The organism is Amycolatopsis sp. NPDC043889 (assembly GCF_056435645.1).
Window position 1 is genome coordinate 917497 of record NZ_JBWKEC010000001.1, and the last position, 24806, is coordinate 942302.

General features: G+C 70.7%; 23 protein-coding genes and 1 other RNA gene. 13 read left to right on the forward strand and 11 right to left on the reverse strand.

Features of this window, described 5'->3' with window-relative positions; all coding sequences use genetic code 11:
• The first annotated feature begins 53 nt into the window (after positions 1 to 53).
• From AC0685_RS04680 to AC0685_RS04690, 3 genes are all read left to right on the forward strand, one after another.
• Positions 54 to 725, forward strand: a complete 672-nt coding sequence (locus AC0685_RS04680) for a L,D-transpeptidase (RefSeq protein ID WP_478224290.1) — start codon at positions 54 to 56, stop codon at positions 723 to 725.
• A gap of 122 nt (positions 726 to 847) precedes the next feature.
• A complete protein-coding gene (locus tag AC0685_RS04685; protein WP_478224291.1) occupies positions 848 to 3670 on the forward strand; it encodes a PQQ-dependent sugar dehydrogenase in 2823 nt (940 codons plus the stop codon).
• An 87-nt stretch (positions 3671 to 3757) separates the two neighbouring features.
• On the forward strand, positions 3758 to 6583 hold the full coding sequence (locus AC0685_RS04690; RefSeq protein ID WP_478224292.1) for a PQQ-dependent sugar dehydrogenase: 2826 nt from the start codon (positions 3758 to 3760) through the stop codon (positions 6581 to 6583).
• 76 nt (positions 6584 to 6659) lie between these two features.
• On the opposite strand, the gene AC0685_RS04695 is transcribed toward AC0685_RS04690, so the two are convergent.
• Positions 6660 to 8183, reverse strand: a complete 1524-nt coding sequence (locus AC0685_RS04695) for a 3-hydroxyacyl-CoA dehydrogenase (RefSeq protein ID WP_478224465.1) — start codon at positions 8181 to 8183, stop codon at positions 6660 to 6662.
• A gap of 169 nt (positions 8184 to 8352) precedes the next feature.
• Between AC0685_RS04695 and AC0685_RS04700 the strand changes: the two genes are divergently transcribed.
• Positions 8353 to 8547, forward strand: a complete 195-nt coding sequence (locus tag AC0685_RS04700) for a hypothetical protein (RefSeq protein ID WP_478224293.1) — start codon at positions 8353 to 8355, stop codon at positions 8545 to 8547.
• Between the two features lie 9 nt (positions 8548 to 8556).
• Positions 8557 to 9180, forward strand: a complete 624-nt coding sequence (locus AC0685_RS04705; protein WP_034314557.1) for a TetR/AcrR family transcriptional regulator — start codon at positions 8557 to 8559, stop codon at positions 9178 to 9180.
• Here the strand turns inward: AC0685_RS04705 and AC0685_RS04710 are convergent.
• Positions 9164 to 9853, reverse strand: a complete 690-nt coding sequence (locus tag AC0685_RS04710) for a TetR/AcrR family transcriptional regulator (RefSeq protein WP_478224294.1) — start codon at positions 9851 to 9853, stop codon at positions 9164 to 9166. The genes AC0685_RS04705 and AC0685_RS04710 overlap by 17 nt on opposite strands.
• Positions 9854 to 9970: 117 nt before the next feature.
• On the opposite strand from AC0685_RS04710, the gene AC0685_RS04715 reads away from it, so the two are divergent.
• Positions 9971 to 10420, forward strand: a complete 450-nt coding sequence (locus AC0685_RS04715) for a nitroreductase family deazaflavin-dependent oxidoreductase (protein ID WP_478224295.1) — start codon at positions 9971 to 9973, stop codon at positions 10418 to 10420.
• 115 nt (positions 10421 to 10535) lie between these two features.
• Here the strand turns inward: AC0685_RS04715 and AC0685_RS04720 are convergent, their stop codons facing one another.
• The 3 genes from AC0685_RS04720 to AC0685_RS04730 all read right to left on the reverse strand — a co-directional run bounded on the left by AC0685_RS04720 (position 10536) and on the right by AC0685_RS04730 (position 12632).
• Positions 10536 to 10742 (reverse strand): hypothetical protein, encoded by a 207-nt coding sequence (locus tag AC0685_RS04720; protein WP_478224296.1) that lies wholly within the window; start codon positions 10740 to 10742, stop codon positions 10536 to 10538.
• A 67-nt stretch (positions 10743 to 10809) separates the two neighbouring features.
• Positions 10810 to 11466, reverse strand: coding sequence for a response regulator (locus AC0685_RS04725; protein ID WP_478224297.1), 657 nt, complete (start codon positions 11464 to 11466; stop codon positions 10810 to 10812).
• Positions 11463 to 12632: a sensor histidine kinase gene (locus AC0685_RS04730; RefSeq protein ID WP_478224298.1), complete on the reverse strand. Its 1170-nt coding sequence runs from the start codon at positions 12630 to 12632 to the stop codon at positions 11463 to 11465. Before AC0685_RS04730 ends, AC0685_RS04725 begins: the two co-directional genes overlap by 4 nt.
• Before the next feature lie 52 nt (positions 12633 to 12684).
• Here AC0685_RS04730 and AC0685_RS04735 point away from each other — a divergent pair, with 52 nt between their 5' ends.
• Positions 12685 to 13749 carry an AAA family ATPase gene (locus AC0685_RS04735; protein WP_478224299.1) on the forward strand — a complete coding sequence of 355 codons (1065 nt, stop codon included), beginning with the start codon at positions 12685 to 12687 and terminating at the stop codon, positions 13747 to 13749.
• Here AC0685_RS04735 and AC0685_RS04740 read toward each other — a convergent pair.
• Positions 13743 to 14273: a hypothetical protein gene (locus AC0685_RS04740; RefSeq protein WP_478224300.1), complete on the reverse strand. Its 531-nt coding sequence runs from the start codon at positions 14271 to 14273 to the stop codon at positions 13743 to 13745. The genes AC0685_RS04735 and AC0685_RS04740 overlap by 7 nt on opposite strands.
• Positions 14274 to 14442: 169 nt before the next feature.
• Between AC0685_RS04740 and AC0685_RS04745 the strand changes: the two genes are divergently transcribed.
• Both AC0685_RS04745 and AC0685_RS04750 read left to right on the forward strand, forming a co-directional pair.
• Entirely contained in the window at positions 14443 to 15192 is a 750-nt protein-coding gene (locus AC0685_RS04745; RefSeq protein ID WP_478224301.1) for a response regulator transcription factor, read from the forward strand.
• Positions 15170 to 16651, forward strand: coding sequence for a sensor histidine kinase (locus AC0685_RS04750; protein ID WP_478224302.1), 1482 nt, complete (start codon positions 15170 to 15172; stop codon positions 16649 to 16651). The genes AC0685_RS04745 and AC0685_RS04750 overlap by 23 nt, the downstream gene beginning before the upstream one ends.
• Here the strand turns inward: AC0685_RS04750 and AC0685_RS04755 are convergent.
• Complete coding sequence (locus AC0685_RS04755) at positions 16629 to 17519, reverse strand: serine/threonine dehydratase (protein WP_478224303.1); 891 nt, start codon at positions 17517 to 17519, stop codon at positions 16629 to 16631. The two genes, AC0685_RS04750 and AC0685_RS04755, sit on opposite strands and share 23 nt — an antisense overlap.
• 45 nt (positions 17520 to 17564) lie before the next feature.
• Between AC0685_RS04755 and ffs the strand changes: the two genes are divergently transcribed.
• Positions 17565 to 17661: signal recognition particle sRNA small type (ffs, locus tag AC0685_RS04760), an RNA gene on the forward strand.
• Between the two features lie 84 nt (positions 17662 to 17745).
• Here ffs and AC0685_RS04765 read toward each other — a convergent pair.
• Positions 17746 to 18579: a spermidine synthase gene (locus AC0685_RS04765; RefSeq protein WP_478224304.1), complete on the reverse strand. Its 834-nt coding sequence runs from the start codon at positions 18577 to 18579 to the stop codon at positions 17746 to 17748.
• Between the two features lie 29 nt (positions 18580 to 18608).
• Between AC0685_RS04765 and AC0685_RS04770 the strand changes: the two genes are divergently transcribed.
• On the forward strand, positions 18609 to 20627 hold the full coding sequence (locus AC0685_RS04770; RefSeq protein ID WP_478224305.1) for a DNA polymerase III subunit gamma and tau: 2019 nt from the start codon (positions 18609 to 18611) through the stop codon (positions 20625 to 20627).
• Positions 20628 to 20685: 58 nt separating this feature from the next.
• On the opposite strand, the gene AC0685_RS04775 is transcribed toward AC0685_RS04770, so the two are convergent.
• Together AC0685_RS04775 and AC0685_RS04780 are read right to left on the reverse strand one after the other, a co-directional pair.
• Complete coding sequence (locus AC0685_RS04775; RefSeq protein ID WP_478224306.1) at positions 20686 to 21447, reverse strand: endonuclease/exonuclease/phosphatase family protein; 762 nt, start codon at positions 21445 to 21447, stop codon at positions 20686 to 20688.
• Entirely contained in the window at positions 21444 to 22424 is a 981-nt protein-coding gene (locus AC0685_RS04780) for an ArsR/SmtB family transcription factor (RefSeq protein WP_478224307.1), read from the reverse strand. The genes AC0685_RS04775 and AC0685_RS04780 overlap by 4 nt, the downstream gene beginning before the upstream one ends.
• Positions 22425 to 22674: 250 nt before the next feature.
• On the opposite strand from AC0685_RS04780, the gene AC0685_RS04785 reads away from it, so the two are divergent.
• The gene (locus AC0685_RS04785; protein ID WP_478224308.1) at positions 22675 to 23466 is read left to right on the forward strand and encodes a helix-turn-helix domain-containing protein; all 792 of its coding nucleotides are present in this window, start codon (positions 22675 to 22677) and stop codon (positions 23464 to 23466) included.
• 48 nt (positions 23467 to 23514) lie between these two features.
• On the opposite strand, the gene AC0685_RS04790 is transcribed toward AC0685_RS04785, so the two are convergent.
• Positions 23515 to 24381 (reverse strand): N-acetylmuramoyl-L-alanine amidase, encoded by an 867-nt coding sequence (locus tag AC0685_RS04790; protein ID WP_478224309.1) that lies wholly within the window; start codon positions 24379 to 24381, stop codon positions 23515 to 23517.
• A gap of 68 nt (positions 24382 to 24449) precedes the next feature.
• On the opposite strand from AC0685_RS04790, the gene AC0685_RS04795 reads away from it, so the two are divergent.
• Positions 24450 to 24806 (forward strand): YbaB/EbfC family nucleoid-associated protein, encoded by a 357-nt coding sequence (locus AC0685_RS04795; protein WP_007035126.1) that lies wholly within the window; start codon positions 24450 to 24452, stop codon positions 24804 to 24806.

Here is a 24806-nt window from a genome sequence, read left to right on the forward strand (position 1 = left end):
AGCTCCGTCTTTACCCATGTCAGACGGACCACGGGCAAACGGGGGTACGGGTCGTGAAGAAGTTCCTGGTTGGGGTGACCGCACTGGCCACCGCGCTGGCGTTGACCGCGTGCTCCGGCGGCACGGGCGGCGGCGCGCCCGGCGGCGGGGCCGTCGCTCAGGGCGACCCGGCGGGCGGGACCACGACCACGACCACGACCACGTCCGTGCCTGCCACGTCTTCGCCGACGCCGACGCCGAGCAGCTCCAGTTCCACGCCGAAGCCGACGTCTTCGAAGCCCAAGCCGACGCCGAAACCCACGCCGAAACCCACGCCGAAACCCACGCCGAAGCCGGCGCCCAAGCCCGCCCCGAACGCCGCCGACATTCCCTGCAAGGCCGCGCTGGCCTCGCCGGGTGTGAGTGCCTGCGTGGACCTCTCCGCGCTGAAGACGTGGCTGCTGCAGGACGGCAAGGTCATCTACGGCCCGGTCAAGCAGCTGCCCGGCAAGAAGGGGTACGCGACGCCGACGGGTGTCTTCCACGTTTCGGCGAAGGTCAAGAACTACCACTCGAAGGCCTTCGACGCGCCGATGCCGAACTCCGTGTTCTTCCTGCCGGGTATCGCGTTCCACACCGGCAGCCTCTCGGTGTACTCGCACGGCTGCATCCACCTGTCCGCCGCGGCTTCGCAGAAGTACTTCACGATGCTGCAGAAGGGTGGCGTCGTACAGGTCGTGGCCTGACCGCTCCACCGCGTGACGATCATTTCGGTTCGATTGCTTTGACATAAACGAAAGCCCCTGAGGGCAATGACTTACCCGCCTCCGGCGACGTGTCATGACACGCCGGAAATGGGGAAGCGCCGATGAAGCCGAGCAGGGCACTCACTCGCGTACTTGTCGCACTGTCGGTTTCAATCCTTCTTCTCCCGGGCTGGGTGGGCGCGCCGGAAGCGACCGCGGCGCCCTCCCTGCCTTCCGGCTTCGTCCTGCGTGACCAGCCGAGCGGTCAAGCCGCGTTCGACCTGACCGATTTCGCTTATCTGCCGGACGGTTCGGTACTCAGCACCGGCAAGAGCGGCAAGCTCGCCTGGGTGCCCGCCGCCGGTCCGGCGCGGACGATCGCGAACCTTCCCGTCCACGACGACGGGGACCTCGGTCTCGTCGGACTGGCCGTCGCGCCGGATTTCGCCACCTCGCGCCAGATCTACCTCACGTGGTCGTTCGACACGGGCGGCGGCGCGTTCACCATGCGGGTGGCGCGCTGGACGGTGACCGGCACGGACGTCCCCACGGGTCTCGCGAACGAACGAGTGCTCGTCGACCTTCCCGGGTTCCACGACGTCCACGGCATCAGCGGGCTCGTCGCGGCACCCGACGGGACTTTGTGGATCTCCATCGGCGACGCCGCCGACTTCACCCGGGTGGATCCCGGTGCGCTGCGCTCGCTCGACCTCGATCAGCTCTACGGCAAGATCCTGCACGTCACCCCGGACGGCGCCGGCGTCCCCGGCAACCCGTACTACTCAGCCGCCGCGCCGGACGCCACTCGTTCCAAGGTCTTCTCCAGCGGCTACCGCAGTCCGTTCCGGTTCTCCCTCGATCCGCGGCTCGGCCTGCCGGTCGTCGGTGACGTCGGCTGGAACACCTGGGAAGAGGTGGACGTCGTGCGGCCGGGGGCGAACCACGCCTGGCCCTGCTGGGAAGGAAACGCCCCGACACCGGGGTATTCCGGCCTCGCGGGTTGCGCGGGAGTGGTCAACACGCCGCCGGTCACCGCGTACCACCACGGTTCCGGTGCCGACGAAGGGAACAGCGTCACCGCGGGGATCGTCTACAGTGGATCGTCCTATCCGGACGAATACCGAGGCGCGTTCTTCTTCGGGGATTACGTCACGCAGAAGATCTGGACGATGACGTACGACAGCCAGGGCAGGCTCGTCCGCGCGCCCGAGCGGCCGCCGAAGTTCACCGGCGTCGGCGGGCCGGTCAAGTTCGCGGCCGCGGCCAACGGCGACATCGTCTTCGCCGACATCCACACCGGGAACCTGCGTCGGCTCAGCTATCCGGGGACGAACGCGGATCCGGTCGCGGTGGCGGCGTCGAGTGCCGAGCCGTCGACGAGGACGGTGACCTTCGACGGCGCCGGTTCCTACGATTTCGACGGCGATCCGCTGACGTACCACTGGGATTTCGGCGACGGCACGAGCCGGACCGGTGTCCGCGTGACCCATTCCTACGGCGCCGAGGTCGAACGGGCGACAGCGCGCCTCACCGTCACCGATCGGCTCGGCGCGTCCGCGAGCGCCGACGTCGTCGTGGTGCCGGGCAACCATTCGCCGGAACTCGCGATGACGGATCCCGGTTCGCGGACGTTCGCCGTCGGGGAACCGGTCGTCGCCGAGGTGATGGCCACCGACGCCGAGGACGGTGCGCTGCCGGTCGCGTGGACCACGCTGATCCGCCATTGCCCGGAGGAGGCGACCTGCCACGCGCATCCCGGTTCGCCGGGCGGCGGGCCGGTTTTCACCGTGCCCTTCACCGATCACCAGGACTCCCGCGTCGAGATCACCGCGACGGTGACCGACCGCGCCGGGGTGACGGCGAGCAGGACCTACGTCGCGATGCCACGCGAGCACCGGTTGACCCTGACCTCCACCGTCCCCGCGGCGCTGAGCATCCCGGCGGAGGGCGGGGTCAACACCGCGATGGTGACCGAGGGCGCGACGTTCGAGGTCGTGGCGGAGGAGGTCGCCGCGGACGGCGTTTCGACATTCGCGAACTGGTCCGACGGGCGGACCACGCGCACGGTGACCGTCACCGCCCCAGCGGGCGACCTGACCCTGACCGCGAACTACCTCACCCCGATCGACCGGCGCTACCAGGCGGAACCCGCGCTGCGGCAACGGCTCGGCGTGCCCATCGGGCCGGAGGTCACCGACGGGCCCGTGCGCTACCGGCCGTACACGAACGGCAGGCTCTACTGGAGCGCCGAGACCGGTGTGAAGCAGATGGAGGGCCAGATCCTGGCGAGGTACCTCGCGCTGGGCGGGCACCGGATGTTCGGGCCGCCCGCGACCGACGAGACCGCCACGCCGGACGGCGTCGGCCGGTACAACCACTTCCCGCACCGGCCTGGCCCGATGCGGTCGTCGATCTACTGGACCCCGTCGACCGGCGCGCACGCGGTGTACGGGCGGATCCGGGTCAAGTGGGCGGCGCTCGGCTGGGAGCTCGGGCCGATGGGATACCCGGCCACCGACGAGATGGGCACCCCGGACGGCGTCGCCCGCTACAACCACTTCAGCAAGAAGGCGTCGATCTACTACACCCCGCAGACGGACGCGCGCGCGATCTGGGGCCGTATCCGCGTCCGGTGGGAGGCGCTGGACTGGGAGCGCGGACCGATGGGGTACCCGGCCACCGACGAGACGAGCACCCCCGACGGCGTCGGCCGGTACAACCACTTCACGAAGGCCGGCTCGATCTACTGGACGATGGCCACCGACTCGCACGCCGTCTATGGGGCGATCCGGCAGCGCTGGGCCGCGCTCGGCTGGGAGCGGTCGTACCTGCGTTACCCGACGACGGACGAGTTCGGCATCCACATCGGACGGCAGAACAGCTTCCAGGGCGGCTACGTCACCTGGAACCGGACCACGGGCCAGGTGATCGACCGACGGTGGTGATCACAGTTCGGTCAAGCCACTCGAAAGTGTGAAATGCCCACGTGGGCTCCGTCGATGAGACGTTCGACTGGGGAAAGGGGCCCTTGCATGCCTTCGAGATTCCGTGCGCTCTGTCACGCCGTCGTGACGGTGCTGCTGGCGACCTTGCTGGTGCCGTTGACGACCACTTCGGCGTCCGCGGCGCCGCTGTTGCCGTCCGGCTTCGTCCTGCGCGACCAGCAGAGCGGGCAGGCTCCGTACGACCTGACCGACTTCGCCTACCTGCCCGACGGCTCGATCCTGACCACGGGGAAGGCGGGCAAGGTCGCCTGGGTGTCCACCACCGGGCAGATCCGGGAGATCGCGAACCTGACCGACGTCCGGACCTCCGGCGACCTGGGCCTGACCGGTATCGCGATCGCGCCCGACTTCGCCACCTCGCGCAAGATCTACACAGCGCGCGCGGTGAGCCAGGCCGGTGGCGGCTTCCTCCTGCGGGCGTCGAGCTGGACGGTGTCCGGCACCACGGAGCCGACCGGTTTGACCGGCGAGAAGATCCTGATCGAAGGCCCCGGCAACACCGACGTCCACGGCATCACCGGTGTCGTGGCCGCCCCCGACGGCACGGTGTGGGTCTCGACCGGCGACAGCGCCCGCTTCCAGGGCGCGGCGGACCCGTTCGCGTTCAACGTGTACGACGTCGACAAGATCTTCGGCAAGATCTTCCACATCACCACCGACGGCGCCGGTGTGCCGGACAACCCGTACTACCTCGCCGCGAGCCCGACCTCGATGCGCTCCAAGGTGTTCGCCAGCGGTTTCCGCAGCCCGTTCCGGTTCAGCCTCGACGCGACCACCGGTCTGCCGGTGGTCGGCGACGTCGGCTGGGGCACCTGGGAAGAAGTCAACTTCGTCCAGAAGGGCGCGAACCACGGTTGGCCGTGCTTCGAGGGAAACCAGCCGACCGACGGTTTCTCCGCGATGCCGCAGTGCGCTTCGGCCGTGAACACCCCGCCGATGCTGGTGGTCCCGCACGGCCAGGGCCCCGACAACGGCAACAGCGTCACCGGCGGCATCGTCTACAACGGAGAGTCGTACCCGGAGGAATACCGGGGCGCGTACTTCTTCGGCGACTACGCCACCCAGAAGCTGTGGACGGCCAAGTACGACACGCAGGGCCGGGTCGTCCGCCCGCAGGAAACGCCGCCGAAGTTCACCGGTATCGGCGGGCCCGTCAAGTTCCAGGCCGCGGCCAACGGCGACATCGTCTACGCGGACATCTACACCGGCCTGCTGCGACGGCTCAGCTACACCACCGGGAACAAGGCGCCGGTCGCGGTCGCCACTTCCGAGACGAACCCCGAAACCCGCACGGTCTCCTTCGACGGCAGCGGTTCGTACGACTTCGACGGTGACCAGCTGACCTACGCGTGGGACTTCGGCGACGGCACCACCGGTACCGGGGCGAAGGTCAGCCACACCTACGCGGCCGGGACCGAGAAATTCACCGCCAAACTGACCGTGAAGGACGGACTGCAGGCGTCCGGGAGCACGGACGTCGCCGTGGCACCCGGGAACCACTCGCCGAAGCTGACCATGACCGACCCAGGCGGCAGCCTGTTCGCGGTCGGCGAGGAGGTCAAGATCGGCGCGACCGTCACCGACACCGAGGACGGAGACCTCCCGGTCACCTGGACCACGCTGGTCCGGCACTGCCCGGAGAACGCGGTCTGCCACGCGCATCCGGCCGAGAGCGGCACCGGCCCCCAGTTCGCCATGCCGTTCACCGACCACACGGACTCCAACCTGGAGTTCACCGCGTCGGCGACCGACAGCTCCGGAGTCACGGTCTCGAAGACCTACGTCGCGAAGCCTCGGGAACACCGGCTGACCCTGATCGGCAACGTCGCCGCGGCGCTGGGCATCACGCCGGAAGGCGGGGCCGCTTCGGCGATGGTGGTCGAAGGCGCGACCGTGGAGATCCAGGCGGCCGAAGTCGCTTCGGACGGCGCGTCGACCTTCACCGGCTGGTCCACCGGGGCCACCGAGCGGCTGACCAGCATCACCATGGGCGCCGCCGACCAGACGATCACGGCGAACTACATCACCCCGATCGACAAGCGCTACCGCGACGAACCCGCGCTGGCGCAACGACTCGGCGCGCCGACCGCGCCGGAGGCAGTCGACGGCACGGTCCGCTTCCGCACCTACGAGCGCGGACGGCTGTACTGGTCGAAGGACACGGGCGTGCAGCAAATCGAGGGCGAGATCCTGAAGAAGTACCTCGCCGCGGGCGGGCACGCGAAGTTCGGCCCGCCCGCGACCGACGAACGGTCCACTCCGGACGGTGTCGGCCGGTACAACCACTTCCCGGCTTGGCCCGGCATCATCCAGGCGTCGATCTACTACACCGGCGAAACCGGGGCGAACGCGATCTACGGCAGGATCCGGCAGAAGTGGGCCGCGCTCGACTGGGAGCGCGGACCGATGGGCTACCCGGCCACCGACGAGATGGGCACGCCGGACGGCGTCGGCCGCTACAACCACTTCAGCAAGGCCGCGTCCATCTACTGGACGGCGCAGACGGACGTGAAGGCGATCCAGGGACGGATCCGCGCCCGATGGGCCGCGCTCGACTGGGAACGCGGACCGATGGGCTACCCGACCACCGACGAGACAAGCACGCCGGACGGCGTCGGCCGCTACAACCACTTCACCAAGGGTGGTTCCATCTACTGGACGTCGGCGACCGACGCGCACGGTGTGTGGGGTGAGATCCGCAAGCGCTGGGCCTCGCTCGGCTGGGAGCGTTCGTACCTGCGCTACCCGACCACCGACGAGATGGCGGCCACCGGTGGACGGCAGAACAACTTCCAGGGCGGCTACGTGTTCTGGAACTCCTCCACCGGCGCGGTGACCGACCGCCCCTGGTAAGCGGTGATCGCGCGTGAAGGCCCCCTTCCCCTTGGGCTGACCCAAGGGGAAGGGGGCCTTCACGCGCGTAGAGGTCTCAGGGGAGGAGGTCGGCCGGTGAGGTTCCGGTCGAGGTGAGGGGCAGGCCGAGCGCGACGCGTTCGGTGAGCCAGGCGCTCGGCCGGTAGCGCTGGTCGCCGGTGCTCGCGACGAGTCCGCGCAGGACCCGCAGCACGAGATCCGCGCCCGCCTCGTCGCCCCAGGCCAGCGGTCCGCGCGGGTAGCCGAGGCCGAGCCGGACGGCGATGTCGATGTCCTCCGGTGTCGCGAGCCGCTGCCCGGCGATGAAGCAGGCGGTGTTGACGATCGACGCCAGCAACCGCTGCGCGATCGGCGCGGGACCGTCGCGGACCACGGTCACCGGCAGGCCGGTCGCGGCGAGCGCGCCCCATGCGGTGCGGCCGGCGGCCGGGTCGAGCGCGGGGTGGACCGAAAGCGTCAGGCGTTTCCCGTAGCCGCCGAGCGGGTCGACGCCGACGACCCGTTCCGCCGGGAGGCCCGCCGCGCGTGCGGCGTCCACAGTGGACGTACCGATCGGGCTGACGATCAGGACCGTGTCCGGGTAGGCGGAGTGCACGACCTGGATGCCCGCCGACGAGAGCAGCGTGCCGAGCCGTTCGTCGTCGACCCACACCGGAGTGGCCGGGGCTACCGGCGCGGCCGGTTCCGGCTCGACCTGCTGCTGTCCGTCGACATAGGAGTAGAAGCCTTCGCCGTTCTTGCGGCCGAACAGCCCGGCGGCGACGCGCGGACGCGTCAGCCACGACGGCCGCAGCCGCGGTTCGCCGTGGAAACCGCTCCAGATGCTTTCGAGCACGGCGTGCGAGACGTCGAGACCGGTGAGGTCGAGCAGTTCGAACGGGCCGAGTTTCAGGCCGAGCACGTCACGGGCGACGCGGTCCACCTCGGCCGGGCTCGCGATCCCTTCGGCGAGGATCTGCAGCGCTTCGGTGCCCAGCCCGCGACCGGCGTGGTTGACCAGGAAGCCCGGCGCGTCGCGGGCGAGGACGGGTTCGTGTCCCCAGCCGCGGACGAGTTCGGTCACGGCGGGGGGCAGCCAGGCGGCGGTCCGCGCGCCGGGCACGACCTCGACCAGCCGCATCAGCGGGACCGGGTTGAAGAAGTGGAGGCCGAGCAACCGGCCGGGATCGGTCAGCGCGGCCCCGATCTCGGTCACCGAAAGCGAGCTGGTGTTGGTGGCGAACACGGTGTCCGGCCCGCACACGCGTTCCAGCTCGGCGAACAGCGTGCGTTTGATCTCCAGGTCCTCGCGCACCGCCTCGATGACGAGGTCGACGCCCTCGGCGGGGGCCAGCGGGCCCTCGGCCGCGATCAGCCTGCCCCTCGCCGACTCGGCGGCTTCCTCGGTGATCTTGCCCTTCGACGCGAGCTTGCCGAGCATCGCGCCGACGTGCTCGATGGCCTCGCCGACCGCGTCGGGCCGGGCGTCGGCGAGCTCGACCTCGAGCCCCGCCGTCACGGCGAGCTGGACGATGCCCCGGCCCATCACCCCGGTTCCGATGACCCGGATCCTGCCGACCTGCTCCGCCCACTTCTCCACCGCGAGCCGCCTTTCCCTCGAAGTCGTTCCCGGCGTGACGCTAGCCGCCACGCCGATACCTCGCCCGGAAGGGTGATCCGTGCCCTGCTCGGCGTAAGGCCACCGACCGGGCGCGGTCCCCTCCGCGAAAACCGAGTGTTCCGCGCCCCACCCCGAAGGGAAAGCTCCCATGGCCACCGTCCCCGCCGCCACAGCCGTCCGGACCACGCCGTTGCTCCTCGTCGCCGTTCTCTTCGGCGCCGTCGCCGCGTTCCTGGCGAGCCAGGCGTTGTGGTCGCTCACCGCACTGGCCGTCGTGGCCGCCGCCGCCGTCCTCGCGGGCGGGGTGTGGCTGACCGGCCGGAAGGCGGACACCGAACTCTAAGATCGCCATGTGACGGCGAAACGCTTGACGCGGGAAGAAAGCCGCGAGCAGACCAGACAGCGCCTGCTCGCGGCGGCCGCCGAGCTGTTCTCCGAACGAGGGGTCAACGGCACGTCCGTCGAACAGATCGCCGAACGGGCCGGATTCACCCGAGGCGCCTTCTACGGCAACTTCGACGGCAAGCACGAGCTGGTCGTCGAACTGCTGCGCCGCCGGACCCAGCGCGAGGCCGAGGAGGTCGCGGCGCTGCGGGAGGGCGTCGGCTCCTTCGCCGAGATGATGGACCGGTTGCGCGCGTGGAACGTCGAGCGCGCCGAGCACCTCGCCGGCTGGCTGACCCTGCGCACCGAGCTGGCCCTTTACGCGCTGCGGAATCCCGACGCGCGCCCGCTGGTCGGCGAAGGCGAGAAGTCGACAAGGGCGCTGCTGGAGACCTCGGTCCGGACCGAACTCGCGGCGCGGGGCGTGGAACCGCCCGCAGACCCGGCCTTTCTCGCGCTGATCCTGCACGCGCTCGAGGACGGCCTCCTGTTGCAGCGCTTCCTCAGCCCCGAAGGGACCGGGGACGAGGACGTGGTGGACGCCGTCCAGCTGCTGATGAGGTCGTGGACCGCGCTCAGCCGGTCATCTTGATCCCGGTGAACTCGGCCATCTGACGGATCCCGTGCGCGAAGAAGTCGTCCGCGGGGTCCACCGAGCCGACGTACTGGCCGAACAGCTCGAAGTTGATCATCCCGAACAGCTGGGTCCAGGCCATGATCAGCCGGGAAGCCGTCTCCGGGGCCAGGTTGATCTTGAGGATCCCAGTGAGGGCGCCGAGCTGGTGCAGGAGCGCGACGGGCATCTCGCCGACCTCGGTCTCGACGCGGAGGTTCGCGTCACGCAGGACGGCGACCAGTGCGAACGCCACTCGGCCGGCGGGAGCGACGGTGTCCTGCGGGGCTTGGTAGCCGGGGATCGGCGAGCCGTAGATCAGCGCGTACTCGTGCGGGTGCGCCTTCGCCCAGGCGCGGACCGCGTGCCAGATCGACTCCCATCGCTCCAGTGAGGTCTTCTTCGGGTCATCGGCTGCCTCCGCGGCTTCGCCGACGGCGTTGTAGGCGTCGACGATCAGGGCGGTCAGCAGCTCCTCGCGGCTGGAGAAGTACCGGTAGAGCGCCGACGAGACCATGCCCAGCTCCCGCGCCACCGCGCGGAGCGAGAGACCGAGCGCGCCCACTTCGGCGAGCTGGCGGCGGGCTTCGTCCTTGATCTCGCGGGTGAGCTCGGCGCGGGCGCGTTCCCGCGCGGTCTGAGTGGCGGCCATGCTCTCACCATAGAGCATCGCACCTAAACGAGAGCACCGCTCTTGACATGATGCACTGCTCTGGTGTTCACTGCTCTTAACAGAGAGCACTGCTCTCGCCGACTTCGAGGAGACGAGATGGCCACCGCCAGCACGCCCCGCTACCTCAAGCCCGCCAAGGCGACCAGCGCGTTCAACGAATTCGTGCTGAAGCTGACGAGGCTGGGCGTCAGCGTCCTGGGCAGCCGGGTGCTTTCGGTCCGCGGCCGCAAGAGCGGCGAACTGCGCTCGGTGCCGGTCAACCTGCTGAAGCTGGACGGGGAGCGCTACCTGGTCGCGCCGCGCGGTGTCACGCAGTGGGTGCGGAACCTGCGCGTCGCCGGGGAAGGACAGCTCACCGTCGGGCGCCGCACCGAGACGTTCACCTACACCGAACTCGCCGACGCCGAGAAGCCCGAAATCCTGCGCGCGTACCTCAAGCGCTGGAAGTTCGAGGTCGGTGTGTTCTTCGACGGTGTCGACGCGAAGGCGTCCGACGAGAAGCTGCTGGAGATCGCGCCCGGCTACCCGATCTTCAAGCTCACCTGATGCCGCGAGTCACGCCTTCGATCACGCGTGTTCGCCGCCCAAGCACGCGAGTCACGTCTCCAAGCACGTGAGTCACGTTTTCAAACACGCGTGTCACGGCCGGTGAACGCGCGGGCTAGTCGTCAGTGGGTGCCCGGCGCGTGCGGCGGGCGGTGGCGGCCAGCAGCACCACCCCGACCAGGAACGCGATGAGCCCGATCAGGAACCACAGTTTCTGACCGGTCATGAAGCTGCCGGTCAGCACGCCGGCGCCCTGGAGCACCCAGACGCCGCCGACCAGCAGGAAGACCAGCCCGACCGTCAGCGTGACCCAGCGTTTCATGCACAGCTCCCCGCCTCGACGTGCCCTGCGGCGATTCTGGCACCGGGAGCCCTGTCCGGCGAACCGATCACCGTCCGCCGACGAGACCGTTCCGGTAGGCGTAGACGACGGCGTGCACCCTGTCCCGCAGCCCGAGCTTCGCCAGGATCCGGGAGACGTGGGTCTTCACCGTCTCTTCGCCCACGTGCAGATGCGCGGCGATCTCCGCGTTGCTGGAGGCGTCGGCGACGAGGAGGAGGACTTCGCGTTCGCGGGAAGTGAGCCGTTCCAGTTCCGCCGGTTCGGCGGCCGCGGGTTCGATGCTGGTGGCGAAGGTCGAGACCAGCCGCCGGGTCACCGTCGGGTCGATCAGCGCGTCGCCGCGCGCGGCCACCCGCATGGCGGAGACGAGCTCTTCGGGGGCGAGGCTCTTCAGCAGGAACCCGCTCGCACCGGCCCGAAGCGCGCGATAGACGTACTCGTCGGAGTCGTAGGTCGTCAGCACGAGGACGCGGGTGTCGTTTCCCGGCGCGGACATGATCGCCTCGGTCGCGGCCAGACCGTCCAATTTGGGCATCCGGACGTCGAGCACGGCGACGTCCGGGCGCAGCTCGGCCGCGTGGGCGACGGCCTCGCGTCCGTCGGCGGCCTCGCCGACGCATTCGAAGTCCGCCTGGGTGTCCAGCACCGCGCGCATCCCGGACCGGAACATCGCGTGGTCGTCGGCGAGCAGAACCCGGATCACTGTGCCTCCAAAGGAAAACCGACGCGGACCCGCCAGCTCCTGCCGTCGTCGAGCGGGCCGCACTCCGCCTGTCCGCCGAACAACGCGACCCGCTGCCGGATCCCGGCGAGCCCGCGTTTCGTCGACTCGGCCGCCGCGTTCGCGTGGCCGATCTCGTTCGTGATCGTGAGGATCACCTCCGTCTGCCGGTAGGCGAGGTCGATCTCGACGATCCCGCCGGAGCCGTGCCGGAGCGCGTTCGTCAGCGCCTCCTGCGCGATGCGGTACAACGCGATGTCCACCGAACCCGGGAGCTCCCTCGGCCCGCCGTGGCTCGTCAGCCGCGCCGGCAGCCCGGCGGTGCGGAGGTTGTCGAGCAGCTCGTCGAGGTTGTCCAGCCCCGGCTGCCGTTGCGCGTCACCGTTCTCCTTGCCGTGCAACAGATCCAGCAGACGCCGCAGATCGGCCATCGCGGCCCGGCTCGACGATTCGACCGCCGAGAGCGAACGCCGGACGGCAGGTCCGCCCTCCGGCAGCCCGAGCCGCGCGGCGCCCGCGTGCACGCCGATCGCGCTGACATGGTGGGAGATCACGTCGTGCAGGTCGCGGGCGATCGTCGTGCGTTCCTCGGCGACGGCACGGCGGACCGCTTCGGCTTCGTGCTGTCGCCGTTGTTCCTCCACGCGCTGGAGATCGGCGATGTACGCGCGCCGCGCGGTCGTGTAGCGGCCGACCATCCACGGCAGCAGGCCGCTCACACCGACTTCGATGAGCAGGAGCCGCCAGTCCCGGTCGTCCCGGTCGGCCGGGATGAGGTTGCAGGCGACGAGCCCGGCGAGCATCACCGCCAGCGCGGCCAGCGCCGGTTTGGCCGAAAGCCAAGCGCCCGCGCGGTAACCCGCGATCAGCACGCCCGCGTTGGTGGCCTGCAAGTAGCGGTCGTACGGGTACAGCAGGAGCGGTGCGGCGGTGAGCAGCACGCCGTGCGCGGCCGAAACCCAGCCGGAATACCGTGAAGGCCCGGCGAGCGCGACGTTCGCGAGGATTCCGCCCAGCAGCACCACCCACGCCTGCCAGCCGAGCGAGAGCGGCGGTCCGGCGATGAGGAACAGGCCGGCGTCGGCGACCAGGCAGACGGCCGCGACCGCCCAGGCCTGTCTCGCCAGCGAACCACTGATGTCCCGCACGCGCTCAACTCTGCCCTATTTCGCTGGACAGGGGTTCCTAAGATCGAAAGCCATGGGGACCGCGAAGACGCCCGTGCTCTGGACGACAGGCGCGCCAGGTGCCGGGAAATCCACCACGGCCTGGGGTTTGTACCGCCGGGTCGTGGAAGCCGGCGGCAACGTCGCGTACGTCGACATCGACCAGCTCGGGCTGATCGGCCCGCCGCCCGGCGGCGGGGACGCCGCGCACGCGATCAAGGCGGCCAACCTGCTGCGGGTACTGGAAATCCTGCGCGCGCGGGGTGCCGCGCAACTCGTCGTGTCCGGTGTGGTGGATCCGGCGAAGCCGTACATCGAGAGCCGCGACCTCGACCTCACGCTCGTCCGCCTGACGTGTGATCGCGACGAACTCCGGAGCCGGTTCCTCGGGCGTGGCTCACCCGCCGCGGCCTTGCCCGACCTCTTCGCGGTGGCGGACGCCTACGACCGCGCCGGTTTCGGCGAGGAGCTGGACACGACCGGGCAACGACCCGAGGACACCGTGGAAGCGCTGTTCCACCGCTGCGTCGTGGACGCCGGGAGTGTTCGGCCGCCGGACCCCGGACAGCCGCAGCCCGGACCGGTGACCGTGGTGACCGGCCCGACGGCGGTCGGCAAGTCGACGGCCGCGTTCAGCGCGCTGCGGGACCTGTGGGGGCGCGACCTGCCCGTCGCGTACGTCGATCTCGCCCAATTCGGGTTCGCGCACCCCGGCCCGGATCCGGCGCTGGAGGCGGCACACCTGTCGGCGGTCTGGCGCGGCTATCGCGACGCCGGGGCGAAGCGGTTGATCGTCGTGGCCCGGGAATTCCGCCCGGAGCACCGGCGGGTCTTCGACGCGGTCACCGTCGTCCACCTCGACGCGGACGAACCGGCGCTCACCGAGCGAGTCCGGCGCCGGGCCGAAGGCGAGTCCGCGTTGCTGGCAGGCGACGAGCTACGCGGCGCGCCACCCGGCGTACGGGACCGGGTGGCCGCGCGCGCGGTCGCCGAGGCGGCCCGGATGCGGCGCTCCGGCGGCGATCGCGTCGTCCTCGACACCTCCGGACAGGAACCCGCCGAAACGGCCACCGCGTTGCTCGCCGTCGTGGCTCAGTAGCGCCGCTGGCCGGGCGGCCCGCCGCGCTGGTTCTGCGCGGGCTTGCCGATACTCGTCACCGTCGCGGTGTCGCCGGTGACCTTGGCGTTCACCGTCACCGTCTCGCCGGTCTTGGGATCACCGGTCTTCTTCGTCGACGCGTCGATCGTGTAGACCTGTTTGTAGCCGTCCTTGCTGGTCAGGCTGACGGACGTCGCGCTGATCTCGGTGATCTCGCCGGTCTGCATCCGTTCGGTGCTGTAGCCGCCCTTGCCGTCGGAGACGACGAAGTCGCCGTGCAGCGCGTCGCGCGGCATGCCGCCGCCAGGGCCCATGAGCACCCGGCCGCCGTCGGGGCCGCCCATCATCCCGGCCTGTTCGGCGCCGTTCGCGGCGGTCCCGGCCCAGATCGCGGCCCCGCCACCGGCGGCGATCACCACCGCCACCCCGGCCGCGATCGCGGTCTTGCGGCCCGACCAGGTCTTCTTGTGCTCGCCTTCCGGGGCGGGCGCGCCCCAATCGGCGGGTTGGGTCGGTTCGGTCATCTGGTCGCCTCCGTGTGGTCGGTTGCGGCCATGCTCGGCGCCGTCGCTGTGCGGGAGCTGTGCCATCGGTGGGCACGCGCTGTGATTCCGCCCCGGCAGGGTGATCGTTCACAGGAAACGCACAGGCGGCACACAGAGAAGCCTCATCGCCGCCGCCCAGGATGGCAGCATGACCAGTGTGAACGTCCCATCGTCCGGTTCCGCGAAGGCCGGCCTGCGCCGTGCCGACGGCAGCCCCGTGCGGGTGCTGGTCGTCGACGACGAGGCGACCCTGTCCGAACTCGTGTCGATGGCGCTCCGCATGGAGGGCTGGGACATCCGCACCGCCGCCGACGGCACCGAGGCCGTCCGCGTCGCGCGGGAGTTCCGGCCGGACGCGGTGGTGCTGGACGTCATGCTGCCGGATATGAGCGGCCTGGAAGTGTTGCGGCGCCTGCGTTCCGAGGTGCCGAACCTGCCGGTGCTGTTCCTGACCGCGAAGGACGCGGTGGAGGACCGGATCGCCGGGCTCACCGCGGGCGGCGACGACTACGTCACCAAACCGTTCAGCCTGGAGGAGGTCGCGTTGCGGCTGCGCGCGCTGCTCCGGCGCGCGGGCGGCGTCGCCGGGCCGCGCGGATCGATGTTGGTCGTCGGGGACCTGACCCTGGATGAGGACAGCCGCGAAGTGCACCGCGGCGGCGACCTGGTGCCGCTGACCGCGACCGAGTTCGAACTGCTGCGTTATCTCATGCGCAATCCCAAGCGCGTGCTGTCCAAGGCGCAGATCCTCGACCGCGTCTGGAGCTACGACTTCGGCGGCCAGGCCAATATCGTCGAGCTGTACATTTCCTACCTCCGCAAGAAGATCGACGCCGACAGGGAACCGATGATCCACACGATGCGCGGCGCCGGGTATGTCCTCAAACCCGCGGGGTAGGCGGCCCTGGTCCCTGCGGCGGCGGCTGATCGCGCAGGTCGCGGGGCTGCTCGCGCTCGTCTGCCTGGTGGTGGGCGTGGTGACCGAACTGGCGCTGCGGGACTTCCTGATCGACCAGCTCGACGCGCGGATCGCCGAGACCAGCGAACGCGCCAGCCGTCCGCCGCCGCCGGGGCGCCCTGGCGGGGAACGGGTGCCGGAAGGCTTGCGCGCGTACGGCCAGAGCACCGGTTCGTTGTTCGTGAACATCCTCCCGGACGGGCGGGTGGTCGCGGCGGTGCTGCGGTCCAGCTACGACGCGAAGGTCGCCGACCCGTTCCCCCACGACCCGATCGGCCCGGCCCAGCTCTCGGCCCTGTTGCGGTCGACGCCCACCGACAAGCCCACCGACGTGGACCTCGGATCACTCGGGGAGTACCGCGTGGTGGCCAAGCCGTCGTCCAACGGCGGTGTCGCGATCACCGGACTGCCCACAAAGGACGTCACGGACACCTTGTGGAACCTGGGTTTCATCTTCGGCGGGGTCGCCGTCGGCGGCGTCCTGCTGGCGGGCGCGCTCGGCGCGGTGACCGTGCGGCGCACCATGAAACCCCTCGATCGACTGGCCGCCACCGCGACCAGGGTCGCCGAGCTCCCGCTCGACCGCGGCGAGGTCGCCCTGTCCGAGCGAGTGTCCGAAGTGGACACCGATCCGCGGACCGAGGTCGGGAAGGTCGGCTTCGCGCTCAATCGCATGCTCGGCCACATCTCGAACGCGCTTTCCGCCCGCCAGGCCAGTGAAAGCCGGGTGCGCCGGTTCGTCGCGGACGCCAGCCACGAACTCCGGACGCCGCTCGCGGCCATCCGCGGCTACGCGGAACTCACCCGGCGCTCCGGCTCCGAGGTGCCGCCGGACATCGCGTTCGCGATGGGCCGGGTCGAGTCGGAGTCGACCAGGATGACCGGCCTGGTCGAGGATCTGCTGCTGCTGGCCAGGCTCGACTCCGGTCGTCCGGTGGTGCACCAGCCGGTCGATCTCTCCCGGCTGGTCGCGGACGCCGTCGCCGACGCGCACGTCGCCGGGCCGGAGCACAAATGGCTGCTGGAGGTCCCGCCGGAGCCGATCATCGTCCTCGGCGACGCGGATCAGCTGCACCAGGTGGTGATCAACCTGCTCGGCAACGCGCGTACGCACACCCCGGCGGGGACAGAGGTCGCCACCGCTTTGTCCATAGTGGACTCGACGGTGACACTGTCCATTGTCGACGGTGGACCGGGGATCCCGCCGGAGATCCTCCCGGAGGTCTTCGAACGTTTCGCCCGCGGCGACGACTCGCGATCGCGGGCCGCCGGCAGCACGGGTCTGGGCCTCGCCATCGTCGCGGCCGTCGTCGCCGCGCACGGCGGGCAGGTCGGGGTCGCCAGCCGTCCGGGGCGGACGGAGTTCCGGGTCGTGCTCAGGGCGTCCAGTCACTGTTAGCACCGCACAGGACGACGCAGGGCAGCTCGCCCTCGGTCCGCCCCGCCAGCCACGCGGCGAACGGGACCGCGGCCGCCGGTTCGACGGCGAGGCGGAACTCGTCCCACAGCCGGTCCCGCGCGGCGAGCAGTTCCGCGTCGCTGACCAGCACGGACGTCACCCGCTCGCGGAGCACGGTGAACGGGACGCTCCCGATCCTGGTCGCGCCCAGCGCGGACGCGGCCACCGAGTCGATCTCCACGTCCACGGGCTCGCCCGCCTCCAACGCCGCGCTGAGCGCACGGCATCGCTCCGGCTCGACGGCGAACGTCGGCACCCCGGCCAGCGACGTCCCCGCGACCAGCCCGCCACCGCCGACCGCGACCAGGAACGCGTCGACGTCCGGGGCGTCCTGGACCACTTCGGCCGCCACGGTGCCCTGACCGGCGACGACGGCGGGATCGTCGTACGCGTGCAGGTACCGCGTACCCGGCTCTGAGGCGGCTTCGAGCGCCTTCGCGGCCGCCTCCGCGTACGTCGCTCCGTGACGGATCAGCTTGGCGCCCGTCGCCTCGATCCGAGCCGTCTTCGCCTGCGGAGCCGACTCCGGCACGTACACCGTCGCAGGCAGATTCAGCAGCGAAGCCGCCGTCGCCACGCCCAGTCCGTGGTTGCCGCCGGAAGCCGTCAGCACGCGCTCCGGCAACGGCCCGCTCACCAGCGCGTTCACCGCGCCCCGCAGTTTGAACGATCCGCTTCGCTGCAGATGCTCCAGCTTGAGGATCAGCGGCCGCCCGTCGACCTCGGCGCGCAGCAGCGGCGTGTGTCGCACGAACGGGTGGACGGCCTCGGCGGCCTTGCGGACATCTGCCCAGGTCGGAGTGCTCATACCCCCCACTGTCCTCCATGCATGGACGGGAGTGACTACACTGGTCCCCGGATCCCGCGCGGCGTCCATCTTGTGAACCTCCCCAGGGCCGGAAGGCAGCAAGGATAAGCAAGCTCTGACGGGTGCGCGGGATCCGCCTTATTTTGGGGGTGCGACCCCAGGCCCGCCCGGCGGGGCTCCGCCCCCGGACCCCACGGTTGGTCGCTTGGGTGACCGCGTGCGGGTTCTAGAAGATCCCGAACACATCCTTCGGCGGTACTGGGGACGGTAGGGCCTCCGCATCCGTGATGGGGCGGGCCGTCCCCTGAAGCGTCCGGAGGTCTTCTCCCGCGACGCAGCGAGCCGGGTAGGCGGACGACGCGGCTCGGCGGGTCAGGTCCGTGACCGGGAGTTCGACGCGAGAAGCGGCGACCACGATGTTCCCGAACCGGCGGCCCCGGAGAACGCCCGGTTCCGCGAGCAGGGCCAGGTGGGGGAAGGAACTCGCCAGTGTCGCCAGGAAGCGGCGGAGGAACGGCAGGTTCGGCCCGTCGGAGACGTTGGCGACGTAGGTCCCGGCCGGGCGGAGGACCCGCGCGATCTCGCTCGTGAACTCGACGGTCGCGAGCCCACCGGCCAGGACTCCGCGTTCGAAAGCGTCCACGATGACCAGGTCGGCCGAAGCGTTGTACCTGCCGGAGACGCCTTCGCGGCCGTCGCCGACACGGACCTTCAGCCCCTTCAGGCCCAGTTGCTCGCGGACGAGCGCGACGAGTTCACCGTCGGCGTCGAAGACCAGTTGCCGTGACCGCGGCCGCGCCGCGGCGATGTAGCGGGGCAGCGTGCAGGCCGCCCCGCCGACGTGCAGCGCGTCGAGCGGGCCTTCGCCGAGACAGTCGACGACGTCGGCGATCCGGCGGATGTAGTCGAACTCGAGATCCGTGGGATCGTCGAGATTGACGTGCGACTGGGCCACACCGTCGACCGAGATCAGCCAGGCGTCGGGGCGGTCGGCGTCCTGGAGCAGTTCGGCGGTGCCGAAGCGGACCGGATACGTGCCTGGGGTCGGTGCTGGTCTCACCGTCGGACCTTCCCGGTAGTCTCGCGGCCGTGGCTCTAGCTCTATACCGAAAGTACCGTCCGGCTACCTTCGCCGAGGTCGTCGGGCAGGAGCATGTGACCGATCCGCTGCGCACGGCGCTGTCCGCCGGCCGCATCAACCACGCCTACCTCTTCTCCGGCCCGCGCGGCTGCGGCAAGACGTCCAGTGCCCGCATCATGGCGCGGTCACTGAACTGCGCGAAGGGCCCGACGCCGGATCCGTGCGGCGAGTGCAACTCGTGCCGCAACCTCGCGCCCGAAGGCCCCGGCAGTGTCGACGTCACCGAACTCGACGCAGCCAGCCACGGTGGCGTCGACGACGCCCGCGAGCTGCGGGACAGGGCCTTCTACGCCCCGGCCGACTCGCGCTATCGCGTCTTCATCATCGACGAGGCGCACATGGTCACCACGCAGGGCTTCAACGCCCTGCTGAAGATCGTGGAAGAGCCGCCGGAGCACCTGATCTTCATCTTCGCGACCACCGAACCGGACAAGGTGCTTCCCACCATCCGGTCGCGGACGCACCACTACCCCTTCCGGCTCATCCCGCCCAGTTCCATGCGCGAGCTGCTGGAACGCAACGTCGCCGCCGAGGGCGCGAAGGTCGAGCCCGCGGTGTATCCGCTGGTCATCCGCGCGGGCGGGGGTTCGGCGCGGGACACGCAGTCGGTGCTGGACCAGCTGCTGGCGGGGGCCGGGCCGGACGGCGTCGACTACTCGCGCGCGGTGTCGCTGCTGGGCGTCACGGACGTCGCGCTCATCGACGGCATGGTAGACGCGCTGGCCGCGGACGACGCCGCCGCGGTGTTCGGCACCGTCGAGCGGCTCGCCGAGGCCGGGCACGACCCGCGCCGGTTCGCCACCGACCTGCTCGACCGCCTGCGCGACCTGGTGATGCTGCGTTCCGTGCCCGACGCGGGTGAGCGCGGACTCGTCGCCGCGCCGGACGACGAACTCAAGAAGATGAAGGAGCAGGCGGGCAAACTGGAGCCCGCCACGCTCTCGCGCTACGCCGACATCGTCCACAATGGACTTTTGGAGATGCGGGGCGCGACCTCGCCGAGGCTGGTCCTGGAGTTGCTCACGGCGCGGATGCTGCTGCCGTCGGTCGCCGAGGGCACCGACGCGTTGCTCGCCCGGCTCGAACGGCTCGAACGCCGTGCCGCTTCGGCTCCGGCGGCCGTCGCCGCCGCTCCGTCGCCGGCCGCTCAAGCCGCTCCGGTGGCCCAGTCCGCTCCGGTCGCTCCGGCGGGTGAGCCCGTGCGCGAGTTCCAGCGGCCGTCGCAACGGGCCGCCGCACCCGCGCAGCCGCAGGCCGCACCGGCTCCCCAAGCCGCCCAGCAGCCCGCTCCACGGCCCGCCGCGCGGCCCGAGCCGGTCATCGAGCGGCCCACCCCGCCCCCGGCCGCCGCGCCCGCTCCCGCCGCGGCTTCCGATGGCGCGACGGACGTGGACGGGATCCGCGGCCGCTGGCCGCAGGTGCTCGCCGCGATCCGCAAGGTGCCGGGCGGCCGCAGCACCGAAGCAATGCTCACGCAGGCCAGCGTGGTGAGTGTCGAGGGCAACGCCGTCACGCTCACGCACAGCGCCGAGCCGCTGGCCCGACGGCTTTCCGAGCCGCACAACGCGGAGCGCGTCGCGACCGCGTTCAAGGAGGTCTTCGGCGGCGACTGGCAGGTGCGCTGCGTCCACGGCGCCGCACAGGCCCGGCAGGCCGCCGCGCCCAAGGCCGCGCCGCAGCCACCGGCGCCCGAGCGGTCCTTCACCCGCCGGTCCGTCGAAGCGCCCGCCGCCCCTCCTGCGCCGCCCGCGCCCAAGCCGGAGCCCCAGCGGCCGAAGGTGACGACCTCCGAGCCGGACATCCCGCTCCCGCCCGAGCCGGTCGAGGAGGACGAGGACCTCTACAACGAGGACGCGAGCCCCGCCCCGCCGCCTCCGCCGCTCCCGCCCGAGCAGGATCCGGAAGAGATCGCCCGGAAGCTGCTCGCCGACCATCTCAACGCCCGCCCGCTCGACGAGCGCAAGTAGTCCTCTGGATGCGGTCCTTGCACGCGCAACGACCGCATCCAGAGGACGAAACGCGGGGTCAGCGGGTCAAGGTGACCCGCCACGCCGGGTGGTCGGTGCCGGGGATCGACGTCTTCCCGGAGCTTCCGAAGCGGAAGGCGCCACCGGCGATGATGTGCTGCACGCCGCCGTCGCCCTTCCGGAACGAGCCCGCGGGGACGCACGCCTGCGCGCTGGGGTCGCCCGGGTAGCGCAGGTTCAGGTCACCGCCGAACACGGTGCCGGTGCCGTACTTCGCCAGCAGGCCCTTCAGGTCCTGGCACCGCCGCTCGACCGCGGGTCGCTTTGTCGACAAATGCGTCGTGCACGCGGTGACCGTGCCGAACTTCGCGCACAGGTAGGCGCGCTGTTCCGCGCCGCCGTCCTGAGGCCCGTAGTAGCCGCCTTCGCGCGCCTTCACCGCGCCGAGGTCTTGCCTGGCCAGCACCGCGATGCCGTACTCGCCACGCCCTGACGTGCATGGATACGGTGACGTCCGGCCGTTCTCCTTCTTGCCGACGGGCTGCCACACGACCGTGTACGCCCGGCCGGACCGCGCCTTGATGTCGGCGGCCAGCTTCGTCGTTTCCGACGAGCAGGCCTCGTTCAAGGTCACGACGGCAGGGTTCACCGCGACGATCGTGCTCGCCACCTTCGCCATCGGGTTCGTCCCGCCCTGGTTGAAGCAGTTCGCGACCCCGCTCCGGCACAGGTTCATCTGCAGCACCGGGAAGCCCGTCGCCGCGGCGGCTGGGGCGGCCGTGCCCACGATCAGGGCGACGGCGGCGAGTACCGATTTCATGGAGCGGTCCCTTCGTGGAGTTCCCCGGCGAGCAGTGCCGTGCCGAGCCGGGTGAGGTGGTGCAGGATGGCGCTGCCCTGCCGGGCACTGGTGACGAGCCCGGCCTCGCGCAGCACGGCGGCCTGTTTGCTGGCCGTGCCGATCGACGTGCCGAGGCATGAGGCCAGCTTGCTGGTCGTGCGCGGGACACGCAGCGCGCCGAGGCTTTCGGCGCGGGTCCGGCCGAGGAGCGCCACCAGTTCGGGGGACACGTCCGCGGGGTGGGCACCGGTCACCCTGGCCGGGTACAGCAGCACCGGCGGCAGCGCCGGATCGATGAACGTGACCGGCGTGTTCGCGCAGAACCGGCTCGGGATCAAGGTCAGCCCCCGGCCGTCGAGATGGACGGTCCGTTCCCGTGGGTACGCGATCTCCAGCACCTCGCCGTCCCAGCCGCGGACACCGGGGATGCCGCGCATCATCGCCCCCGCCCCCTCGGTGGCCAGCGTGCGGACCCGCCGTGCCCGGTCGGCGGCGACGGTCTCGCGCATGCTGTGCCAGAACGGCTCGATCACCAAGCCGTACGCGTCCCGCAGCGCGCCGACGACCCCGCTGACCTCCTCGCGATCACCGTCGGCGAGCCGCTTCACCCAGGGCGGCGCGGCGCCGGTGAACACGGTCCGGAGATCGGCGCGCAACCGCCCGCGAGGCGTGCACGCCACCGCCTCGAGCCCGCTTTCGAAGGAACCCGCCGAGGTGGGCGGGGTCAGGAAGTCGGGAAAGTTCCCCTTCGGTGGAACCAGTGTGAACAAGGTCTTCAGCGATCGTGCCGCTTCTTCGTTCTGGCGCAGGTTCAGCCGGACCTGCTGCCGCCAGGCCGACGGGCGGTCCTCCCTCAGCTGATGCGAACCGAGGACCAGCTCCCACAGCGGGTCGGGTGCTTCGGCTATCCGGATCCCTTGGAGATCCTTCCGATCGAAGATCATGCGCAGAGTCATGCCCAGTCCCCCTCAAGACGGCATTTTCTTCTCCGCCGGTAACTCAAACGTGCCGGACATGCCGAGACAAGCCATTCGGCCCAATCCGGGAGGGTGGGACGGAAACCCGGCGCCGACCTGCGGAGACACCGGCGCGTGGGACGACATCGGGAGGTCTCACACCGGGGGGTGTTTTCGCTGGGACGAAAAGGTGTGTCCCGTCGCTGGGTCCATCGGTGACGCTTAGTAGGCACCACGCGGGGAGGGATCCATGGCAGGGGGAGGACACGGCCGGGCCTTGGCGGAACTGCTCGAAGAGCTGAAACGGCGTAGCGGCCACAGCTACGAACGGATCGGCGTCAAGGCACATCTGAGCCGTTCGACCGTTCACCGCTACTGCAGCGGTGCCAGCGTCCCGGCCGCTTTCGGGCCGCTGGAACGGATCGCGACGGCCTGCGATGCGGGGCGCGACGAACTGTCGGCGCTCTTCCGGTTGTGGGAACGCGCGGACGCGGCAAGGGGAGATGTCGCGTCCGCGCCTCCCGCGCCCGATCCGGTGCCGGAGTCCAGGGCGCGGCACTGGATCGGATGGTGGCCGCTGGTGGCCTCGCTCGTCATGGTCACCCTGGTCGGGGCGAGCGCCGTGCCCGCGGCGGAACCGGTCGCGCGGACGGTCCACGCCCCGATGTGGACGGACCTCCCGGCCCCGGTGGGCAAAGAGTTCTTCGGGGTGACCGCGAACAGCGAGACGGGGCTGATGCCGTCGTTCGGCGCCGGGGCCGTCCGGCTCTGGGATTCGGGAACCCGCTGGCAGAACCTGGAACCGCGGCGTGGCAGGCCGGAATGGTCCACTTTGGACAGAATGGTCGACGGCGCGGGCCAGGCGGACCGCCGTCGGCGATGCCGGTTCGAGCGGGACGGCGAGGAGTTCCGGATCGCGTGGGCGCCCGCCGGCACCGCGCTTGTCCGCCCCAGGCACGGTGGAACCCCTGGACGGACGCGGCCGGAGACCGGGTCGGGCTTAGTCGAGGTCACGGGCAGCCCGGCGCTGCTCAAGCCCTAGGTCCAGGTGGTCGTGAGTGGCGATTCGGGTTCTAACCCGAATCGCCACTCACGACCCGGCGAGGTAGTCCTCGATGGCCTTCGCGATGACGGCGGCGTACTGCTGACGTCCTTCTTCGCTCGCCATCGCCGCGGCTTCGGCGGCGTTGCGCATGTTCCCGCATTCGACGAGCGCGGCGGGCCGCGTCGAGAGGTTGAGCCCCCCGAGGTCGGCGCGCGGGGCGAGCCCGTTCGACCCGAGGTACGTCGACGTCGGGAAGCCGCCCGCGCGGAGCCCGTCCCGCAACGCCGTCGCGAGTTTCACCGAGGGCTCGCCCTGCTGGGCGTTCAGCGGCGGTGCCGAGTAGGCGACGTGGAAACCGTGCGCCCCGGCGGAATTCGAGCCGTCCGCGTGGATCGACACGACCGCGTCCGCCTGCGCGTCGTTCCCGATCGCGGCGCGTTCGTCGACGCACGGCCCGACCCCGGTGTCGCTCTGCCGCGTGAGGACGACCCGGATCCCCTTGGCCGTCAACGCCTGCGAGATCCGCTGCGAGACGTCCCAGGTGAACGCGTGCTCGGAATAGCCGGAGTTCGTCGACGTTCCGGTGGTGTTGCACGGTTTCGTCTTGCCGCGCCCCGCCGGGACCTGCCTGTTGATCTCGCCCGGCTTGCCGGAGTTCCCGCCGTTGTGACCGGGATCGAGCACGACGACCTTGCCCGTTTTCGGCTGCTGCGTGCTCGGAGGCGGCGGCGCGCTCGAAGACGGCGGCGTGCTCGTCGTGGGACTCGGCTGCGGAAGGGTGGTGAAGACCGTCGTGGTGCCGGGCGGGGCCGGACTCGACGGCGAGGACGCGGGGGTGTCCACCCCGCACGCCGTGAACAGCGTCAATCCGATCGCCACCACAAGGCCCAGCCGTCGTCGCACGGCGCCCACGGTGCCACACGCGTGACGGCTAGGCTGGTAGGCGGCACGGGATTTTCCAGGAGAGGACCGATCGGATCATGGTGCAACCCGGTGGCGGCTTCGACCTGTCGCAGATCATGCAACAGGCCCAGCAGATGCAGCAGAAGCTGGTCGAGGCCCAGGAAGAGCTGGCCAACACGGAGGTGACCGGTACTTCCGGCGGCGGCCTGGTCACCGCGACCGTGTCCGGCGACAGCCAGCTCAAGTCGCTGTCCATCGACCCCAAGGTGGTCGACCCCGACGACGTCGAGACCCTGTCCGACCTGGTCGTCGCGGCCGTGCGGGACGCTTCGGCCAACGCGCAGAAGCTGACCGAGCAGAAGCTCGGCCCGCTCGCCGGCGGCCTCGGTGGCGGGATGCCCGACCTCGGCGGCTTCCCCGGGCTCGGCGGCTAG

What these genes read in the sequence shown, in the direction of transcription:
- AC0685_RS04685 (WP_478224291.1), top strand. Translation starts at nt 848, where the DNA reads ATGAAGCCGAGCAGGGCACTCACTCGCGTACTTGTCGCACTGTCGGTT.
- AC0685_RS04690 (WP_478224292.1), top strand. Translation starts at nt 3,758, where the DNA reads ATGCCTTCGAGATTCCGTGCGCTCTGTCACGCCGTCGTGACGGTGCTG.
- AC0685_RS04700 (WP_478224293.1), top strand. Translation starts at nt 8,353, where the DNA reads ATGGCCACCGTCCCCGCCGCCACAGCCGTCCGGACCACGCCGTTGCTC.
- AC0685_RS04710 (WP_478224294.1), bottom strand. Translation starts at nt 9,853, where the DNA reads ATGGCCGCCACTCAGACCGCGCGGGAACGCGCCCGCGCCGAGCTCACC.
- AC0685_RS04715 (WP_478224295.1), top strand. Translation starts at nt 9,971, where the DNA reads ATGGCCACCGCCAGCACGCCCCGCTACCTCAAGCCCGCCAAGGCGACC.
- AC0685_RS04720 (WP_478224296.1), bottom strand. Translation starts at nt 10,742, where the DNA reads ATGAAACGCTGGGTCACGCTGACGGTCGGGCTGGTCTTCCTGCTGGTC.
- AC0685_RS04735 (WP_478224299.1), top strand. Translation starts at nt 12,685, where the DNA reads ATGGGGACCGCGAAGACGCCCGTGCTCTGGACGACAGGCGCGCCAGGT.
- AC0685_RS04740 (WP_478224300.1), bottom strand. Translation starts at nt 14,273, where the DNA reads ATGACCGAACCGACCCAACCCGCCGATTGGGGCGCGCCCGCCCCGGAA.
- AC0685_RS04745 (WP_478224301.1), top strand. Translation starts at nt 14,443, where the DNA reads ATGACCAGTGTGAACGTCCCATCGTCCGGTTCCGCGAAGGCCGGCCTG.
- AC0685_RS04750 (WP_478224302.1), top strand. Translation starts at nt 15,170, where the DNA reads ATGTCCTCAAACCCGCGGGGTAGGCGGCCCTGGTCCCTGCGGCGGCGG.
- AC0685_RS04755 (WP_478224303.1), bottom strand. Translation starts at nt 17,519, where the DNA reads ATGAGCACTCCGACCTGGGCAGATGTCCGCAAGGCCGCCGAGGCCGTC.
- AC0685_RS04775 (WP_478224306.1), bottom strand. Translation starts at nt 21,447, where the DNA reads ATGAAATCGGTACTCGCCGCCGTCGCCCTGATCGTGGGCACGGCCGCC.
- AC0685_RS04780 (WP_478224307.1), bottom strand. Translation starts at nt 22,424, where the DNA reads ATGACTCTGCGCATGATCTTCGATCGGAAGGATCTCCAAGGGATCCGG.
- AC0685_RS04785 (WP_478224308.1), top strand. Translation starts at nt 22,675, where the DNA reads ATGGCAGGGGGAGGACACGGCCGGGCCTTGGCGGAACTGCTCGAAGAG.
- AC0685_RS04795 (WP_007035126.1), top strand. Translation starts at nt 24,450, where the DNA reads ATGGTGCAACCCGGTGGCGGCTTCGACCTGTCGCAGATCATGCAACAG.